Here is a 6,310-nt window from a genome sequence, read left to right on the forward strand (position 1 = left end):
AATGGGGGGTCCGGATGCGTCCGCACCCCCCATTCGTGTCGGTTCGGTGGGCCGGCGGTGTCGGGTCGGGTGCCGGCCGTCAGTCCGCTCGGCGCCGCACGACCACGTCGCTGACGATCACGAGCACGAACGCCAGGGCCAGGATTCCGACGTAGGCCAGCGGCACCGCTGTCATCCCGACCGTGCCCAGGAGTGTGGCGCCGAGCAGGGCGCCGCCGCCGATTCCGGCGTTGAAGGCGGTGGTGTAGATCGCGCTCGCGGTGTCACGGATACGCCGCGAGGCGGTGTGCAGCAGCCGCGTCTGCAGCAGCGGCGGAAGCACGCCGAAGGCCAGACCCCAGAGCACGAAGGCGGTGATCGCCACCGGCAGCGTCGCGGCGAAGAGCGCCAGCACCGTGACGCTCAGCGCCGACACGGCGATACCGATGACGAGGCCGAGCTGCGGCCGGGGGCCGAAAACCGTCCCGGAGAGCACCAGGCCGACCGCGCCCGCGATCCCGTAGGCGAACAGCAGGGGCGCGACCGCACCGGATCCCACGCCCATCTCGTCGATCAGGAACGGGGCGATGTAGGTGTAGAAGGTGTAGTGGCCGACCATGGTCAGGCCGGTGATGGTGCAGAGCAGGATCACGGCGCGCATCGTGGGGTCGCGGCGTGGTTCGGGGACAACGGCCGCGGGGTGTTCCACAGCGGACCCGGGACCGTCGGTCGCGGCGGAAGCGGACGCGGCTGCTGCTGCGGCTGCGGCTGCTGCTGCATCCGTCACGCGGGCCCCGTAATGCGACACCGGGGGCAGGAAGCGCCAGACGACGACCGCGCCCACCAGCATGAGGCCGGCGAGGGCCAGGAACGACAGCCGCCAGCCGAGCAGGTGGCCGGTGGCGGTGGCGATGGGCACTCCGAACACGAACGCGAGCGTTCCACCCGAGACGGTGATGGCGACGGCGCGACCGATCTGCTCACGGGGAACGAGATGGGCGGCGTACGCGCCGACCACGGCCCAGAACAAGCCGTGCGCCATGCCGCCGATGATGCGCCCACCCACCATGAACGCGTAGTTCGGGGCGATGGCGGTGAGCACGTTGCTGACTGCGAGCACGACGAGCACGAGCACGATCAGCCCGTGCCGAGGCAGGCGGCGGGTGACGTGGGCCAGTGACGTGCTCGTGAGCACCACCGTGAAGGCGAACCAGGAGACGAGCAAACCGATCTGCCCCTCACTGACCCCGAGAGCCCGGCTCATATCGGGCAGCAGCCCCGTCGGCAGCATCTCGGAGGTGACGGAGAGGAAGACGGCGGCGGCCAGGGCGAGCAGGCCCACCCAGGGGAACGGGGCGGCGGCGTCGGGGGTCGAAGGCGAGTCGCCCGAATCCCGAGGCAGATTGATGGGTGCGGTGAATGACATGGCGCTGTGGCTCACAGACGGGAACAGTGGCTGCGCGGTCGTGCCGCGGGCCGGTCCGGATTGACTGCGCGCCGACGTGCGCGCCCGGGGCCGGCGTGCTGCGCCGACCATCGACCAGTCTAGCAAACGCGCAACGGCCGGTGCCATGGGGCCGGTAACCTAGTCGGATGACTTCTTCGCTTGCGCCGAACCCCCGCCACCACTGGGTGATCACCCTCGTCTGTGTCGACCAGCCGGGTATCGTGCACGCCGTCAGCGGTGCGATCGTGCGAGCGCGCGGCAACATCACCGAGAGCCAGCAGTTCACCAGTGCCGACACCGGCCGCTTCTTCATGCGACTGCAGGTGGAGTCCCCGGCCACACGGGCCGAGCTCGAGGAGGAGCTCGCACCGGTCGTGCGCCGGTACGAGATGGAATCCGTCATCGATGTCGTCGGACGCCCCCAGCGCACCCTGATCCTGGCGTCGACCGCCGGCAACTGCGTCAACGACATGCTCTTCCGGCAGCGCGGCGGCCAGCTTCCGATCGAGGTGCCGCTGGTGCTGAGCAACCACGGCACGCTCCGCGACCTGGTCGGTTTCTACGGGGTACCGTTCGAGTCCCGTCCGGTGACGGATGCCGACAGCAAGGCGGCCTTCGAAGCCCGCGTCGTCGAGGCCATCGACGAGCACAACATCGAGCTCGTCGTGCTGGCCCGGTACATGCAGATCCTCTCCCCCGCTCTCTGTGAGCTGCTCGAGGGCCGTGCCATCAACATCCACCATTCCTTCCTTCCCGGATTCAAGGGCGCCAACCCCTATAAGCAGGCCCACGCCCGCGGAGTGAAGCTGATCGGGGCCACGGCTCACTTCGTCACCGGCGACCTCGACGAGGGTCCGATCATCGAGCAGAACGTCGTGCGGGTGGACCATTCGCGCACTCCGGCCGAACTCGTCGCCATCGGGCAGGATGAGGAGAGCCGCACCCTGACCCAGGCCGTCACCTGGTTCGCCGAGCACCGGGTGCTGCTGGACGGCGCCCGCACCATCATCTTCAAGTGAGTGCCCGCCTCCAGGTAGTCGCTGAGTGCTCGGTAGGATGGGGCAAGTGACCGAGACCAGCACGAAGACCAGCCCCAACGACATCGTGCGATTCCTGCTCGAACTGTTCGCGTTCATCAGCCTGGGAATCTGGGGCTTCGCGACGTGGCCGCTGCCCTGGCCCGGCGTGCTGGTCGGCATCCTGACCCCGGCCTTCGCCGTCCTGGTCTGGGCGCTGTTCCGTTCCCCGAAGGCGGTCTTCCGTCTCGACCCGTTCGGCAAAGCGGTCATCGAGATCTGCGTCTTCGGTTCCGCGGCACTCGCCTGGTGGGACCTCGGCCTGCCGCTCGTAGGAGTGGTCTTCGCCCTGGTCGCCACGGTCAGCGGCGTCATCTCCGGCCGCGCGGAACTGCGCTAACCGCCACCGCCCCTCCGCCCTGATCCCGGTACGCGGAACTCCGGGCTCGCCGGGACTGACGCACTTCGGCCAGGGAATCGCGCTCCACTGTGTCATCCTCACCCTTGAACCCGGTGAGGTCTTCGATCCGGATCCGTGGCGACACCCCGTGCCGGTCCATCGGATGCTCGGCTATGTTCCGGGTGAACCCACTCTCTACCTGCGAATGACGGTGGCCACCACATCCTGTCCTGCTCGGTTGCGCCCGCCGGGACGACAGGGGGACGGTGGCCGCCCTGCCCCCCCCCCCCCCCCCCGACCTCGGTTGCCCCACCGCCTGACCTCCGCGCGGTGGTCGAGCCTGTCGAGACCCGGTGGTCGACCCTGTCGAGACCCGGCGGTCGAGCCTGTCGAGACCCGGTGGTCGAGCCTGTCGAGACCCGGTGACCCACCCTCCAGACGCTCCCACGACGGTGGTCGAGCCTGTCGAGACCAGAGACCAGAGACCAGAGACCAGAGACCAGAGACCAGCTCCTACAGAGTTGCCCGTTTGCTCGGCAGCGGGATCAGGGTCTGCTCCGGGTCAACCTCCACGGGCGGCCGAAGCCAATACTCCGTTCCGGTGCGGATGATGCTCCAGTTCTGGTTATGCAGCAGCAGGTGGTGCGGATGGCAGAGGAGTATTCCGTCGGCAAGGTCGGTGTACCCGTTGCCTTTCAACCATTCGTTGATGTGGTGCGCTTCGCTCCATGCCGGTGATCGGTCGCAGTCGACCCACCGGCAGCCGCCGTCACGCACTCCCATCGCGGCGCGTTGTGCTTCAGTGAAGAGTCGTTCGTCACGGCCGACGTTGATGATCTGGCCGGTGTCGTCGATGTGGATGCCGCGGGTTCCGGTGTCGCAGAGCAGCCGGTCGATGGTCTCCTGCGAGATCGGCACGGGGTTGCCCTCGATCTGACCATGGGCGGCGCCTTCGCGAGCGGCGGCGCCCGGCTGGCCCGGCTTCACGGCCTTCTCGGTCACGATCACCCGCACCGCGGGGCGGCGGCCGCCGAAGACGCGGCCCTGGTCGGCCTCACCGGCGATCTTCAGCAACTGCACCAGAGCGTCGGCGGCGATCTGACCGGTGCTGCGCGGGTCGTCCTGCATCCGTTTCGCCCAGGCGGCCTTCTCTTTGTCGACGAAACGCACCCCGCCCCGGCGGGGGCTGGTCACGGAGTCGAAAGTCGAGAGGACGAACTCGCCGTCTTCAGGGGCGAAGAGCCCGTTCAGGCGCACCTTGCCGTTGCCGAGCCGGTAGACCCGCAGGAACCGGTCGTCGTGGGCCTGCTTCTCCCGGGCGGCGATGCCGGCCTCGTCGAGCTGGTCGCGCAGGCGCCGGGCGAGCTTGAAGACCTGGTCGACATTCAGCGACGCGGCCTCAACGAGGAGCGCCTCGAGGGCGGTGCCGAGCTTCTCCGCAGTGACCGCGGCATCGATCTGCCCCAGACCGGAACGGATCGACTCGGCCGCATCGACCGAGAGGGTGCCGGCGGTGACGGCCCGGGCGATCGGTGCCTGCCACGGCACCTTCGCCACGAACTCCGCGACGAGACCGGGATCACTGTCGGGTGCGTCCACGGCCGCTTCGACCAGTTTCTCCGCCGCTTCGGCTTCGGCCATCATCGTGCCGACGGCGACGAGCTTGAACGCGTCGTTCTTCGTTGAGCCGGTCACCGTCTGGATCAGCGCCTCGGGCGAAAGGAAGCCTTGTTGGGCGGCCAGACCGGAGTGGCCGAGCTCGGGCCGTGACCGGCGGGCGATGGTCGCGGCCATCCACGCCGACCGGGTGTCGAGGAGCCGCCGGGCTGCCGCGATCTGCTTCTGACCGGCCAGCACCTCGGCATCGGCGAGTGCCTCGTAGTCGGCGCAGGAGGAGCCCAGGCGAGCGACGGCATCCGTCGCCTGCCTGAGGTCGACTGCGGTGATGGTCATGGTTCGAGAATACCAGAGTTAGTACGCGTAAACGAGAGTCTGTCACCTATTATTGATAATAATCTCGAATCTATCTTCTAGTAACGGCGACGTGAACCGTCACGTGCGGCGGGCAGGCCGCGGCATCCGCAGCGCGTAGGCCGAGGTCGCGAAGAAGAGCAGGGCACCCACTCCGAAGGCGACGGGATAGGACACGCTGTCGACCAGAAGTCCGGCGGCCAGCGGGCCGACGATGGCGCCCAGGTCGGAGAACATCGAGAACACCGAGACAGGGCGCCCTCCGCCGGCTCCGGCGGCATCGCCGACGGATGCGGCCGGTGCGGTTCCCATGAAGGCCGAGGCCACCCCGTAGACACAGAGCAGCGCCGTGAGCACGACGATATTCGGTGCGAACGGAACAGCGAGGATGGTCACTCCGGCAACGAGGAACGCCCCGATGATGGCCGGGCGGCGACCCACGGTGTCGACGAACCGCGAGGCGGGGGCAAGAGCCACCGTCTGCGCGACGGCCGCGAAGGCGAAGGCGATGCCGGTCCACGCCGTCGGGCCTCGCAGAACCTCGACGACGAGCACGGGGATCAGCGCGTTGCGCACGCCGAAGGAGTTCCAGCCGGTGGAGAAGTTGGCGATGCACGCCGCCCGGAAGCGGGTGTCCCGCAGCACCGTGCGGAACGGGATGCGCTCGGGCACTGGGCCGGCGGCGGCGGCGGTCCCTCCCCGCACCGGGCGCAGCAGCACGAGCCCGAGCACACCGGCGACGGCGAGCGTGCCGGCGTAGAAGAAGAAGGGCGCCGTGAGCGAGATCGTGGCGAGGAGTCCGCCGAGCGCGGGACCGGCCATCCCGCCGAGCAGGAACCCCCCCTGATAGAACCCGATGGCCCTGGCCCGGAATCCCGGGGCCGTGGAGCCGAGCAGGAGGGTCATGGCCGCCACCGTGAACATGGCCGAACCGACACCGCCGGCACCGCGCAGGAGCAGCAGCTGCGGATAGTTCTGGGCCACGCCGACCAGCCCGCTCGAGACGGCGACGATCCCGATGCCGGTGGCGAGGATCATCCGTTCGCCGGCCCAGTCGATCAGCCAGCCGGTGAAGGGGCTCGCCACGAAGCGCATCAGCGCGAACGCGGAGACCACAGCACCGATTTCCAGGTACCCCACGCCGAAGCTGCGCACATAGACGGGCAGCACCGGTACGACCACACCGAAGCCCACCATCACGAAGAACGCGATCACGCCGAGCACGTAGACCTCGCGGGACAGCCGGGGTCGGCTGTCGCCGGGGGTCTCGCCGCCGCGGCGGATCCGTGCGAATCGCATTATCTCAGGGTAAACCGTGGCCCGGCGTCCGACCGCCGCGCGCTGCCCCCGCGCCGCTGACGAATTCGACGGAGATTCTGCCGACATCGGCCTCACCCGGGCCTGGGGTGACCCGGTCTTTCCGGACGGGGTCCGTAGTTTCATTATGCGGCCAGGATCAGTTCGGCCAGTCGTTCGTGTGGTGTGGCATAGTTCAGA

General features: G+C 68.8%; 5 protein-coding genes. 2 read left to right on the forward strand and 3 right to left on the reverse strand.

Features of this window, described 5'->3' with window-relative positions; translation table 11 throughout:
- Positions 1-79: 79 nt before the first annotated feature.
- Positions 80-1,405: an MFS transporter gene (locus E3T49_RS07790; RefSeq protein WP_134424396.1), complete on the reverse strand. Its 1,326-nt coding sequence runs from the start codon at positions 1,403-1,405 to the stop codon at positions 80-82.
- A 167-nt stretch (positions 1,406-1,572) separates the two neighbouring features.
- Here E3T49_RS07790 and purU point away from each other — a divergent pair, with 167 nt between their 5' ends.
- Together purU and E3T49_RS07800 are read left to right on the forward strand one after the other, a co-directional pair.
- Positions 1,573-2,445, forward strand: a complete 873-nt coding sequence (purU, locus tag E3T49_RS07795) for a formyltetrahydrofolate deformylase (RefSeq protein WP_134424397.1) — start codon at positions 1,573-1,575, stop codon at positions 2,443-2,445.
- A gap of 46 nt (positions 2,446-2,491) precedes the next feature.
- Entirely contained in the window at positions 2,492-2,842 is a 351-nt protein-coding gene (locus E3T49_RS07800; protein ID WP_241972705.1) for a YrdB family protein, read from the forward strand.
- A 513-nt stretch (positions 2,843-3,355) separates the two neighbouring features.
- On the opposite strand, the gene E3T49_RS07805 is transcribed toward E3T49_RS07800, so the two are convergent.
- Positions 3,356-4,795: a DUF222 domain-containing protein gene (locus tag E3T49_RS07805; protein WP_134424399.1), complete on the reverse strand. Its 1,440-nt coding sequence runs from the start codon at positions 4,793-4,795 to the stop codon at positions 3,356-3,358.
- A gap of 99 nt (positions 4,796-4,894) precedes the next feature.
- Positions 4,895-6,112 (reverse strand): MFS transporter, encoded by a 1,218-nt coding sequence (locus tag E3T49_RS07810; protein ID WP_134424400.1) that lies wholly within the window; start codon positions 6,110-6,112, stop codon positions 4,895-4,897.
- Positions 6,113-6,310 lie beyond the last annotated feature (198 nt).

It is taken from the genome of Cryobacterium cryoconiti, from assembly GCF_004403065.1.
GTDB lineage: Bacteria > Actinomycetota > Actinomycetes > Actinomycetales > Microbacteriaceae > Cryobacterium > Cryobacterium cryoconiti.

Excerpts from the sequence above, each read along its gene's own strand:
- E3T49_RS07790 (WP_134424396.1), bottom strand. The coding sequence starts at position 1,405 with ATGTCATTCACCGCACCCATCAATCTGCCTCGGGATTCGGGCGACTCG.
- purU (WP_134424397.1), top strand. The coding sequence starts at position 1,573 with ATGACTTCTTCGCTTGCGCCGAACCCCCGCCACCACTGGGTGATCACC.
- E3T49_RS07805 (WP_134424399.1), bottom strand. The coding sequence starts at position 4,795 with ATGACCATCACCGCAGTCGACCTCAGGCAGGCGACGGATGCCGTCGCT.
- E3T49_RS07810 (WP_134424400.1), bottom strand. The coding sequence starts at position 6,112 with ATGCGATTCGCACGGATCCGCCGCGGCGGCGAGACCCCCGGCGACAGC.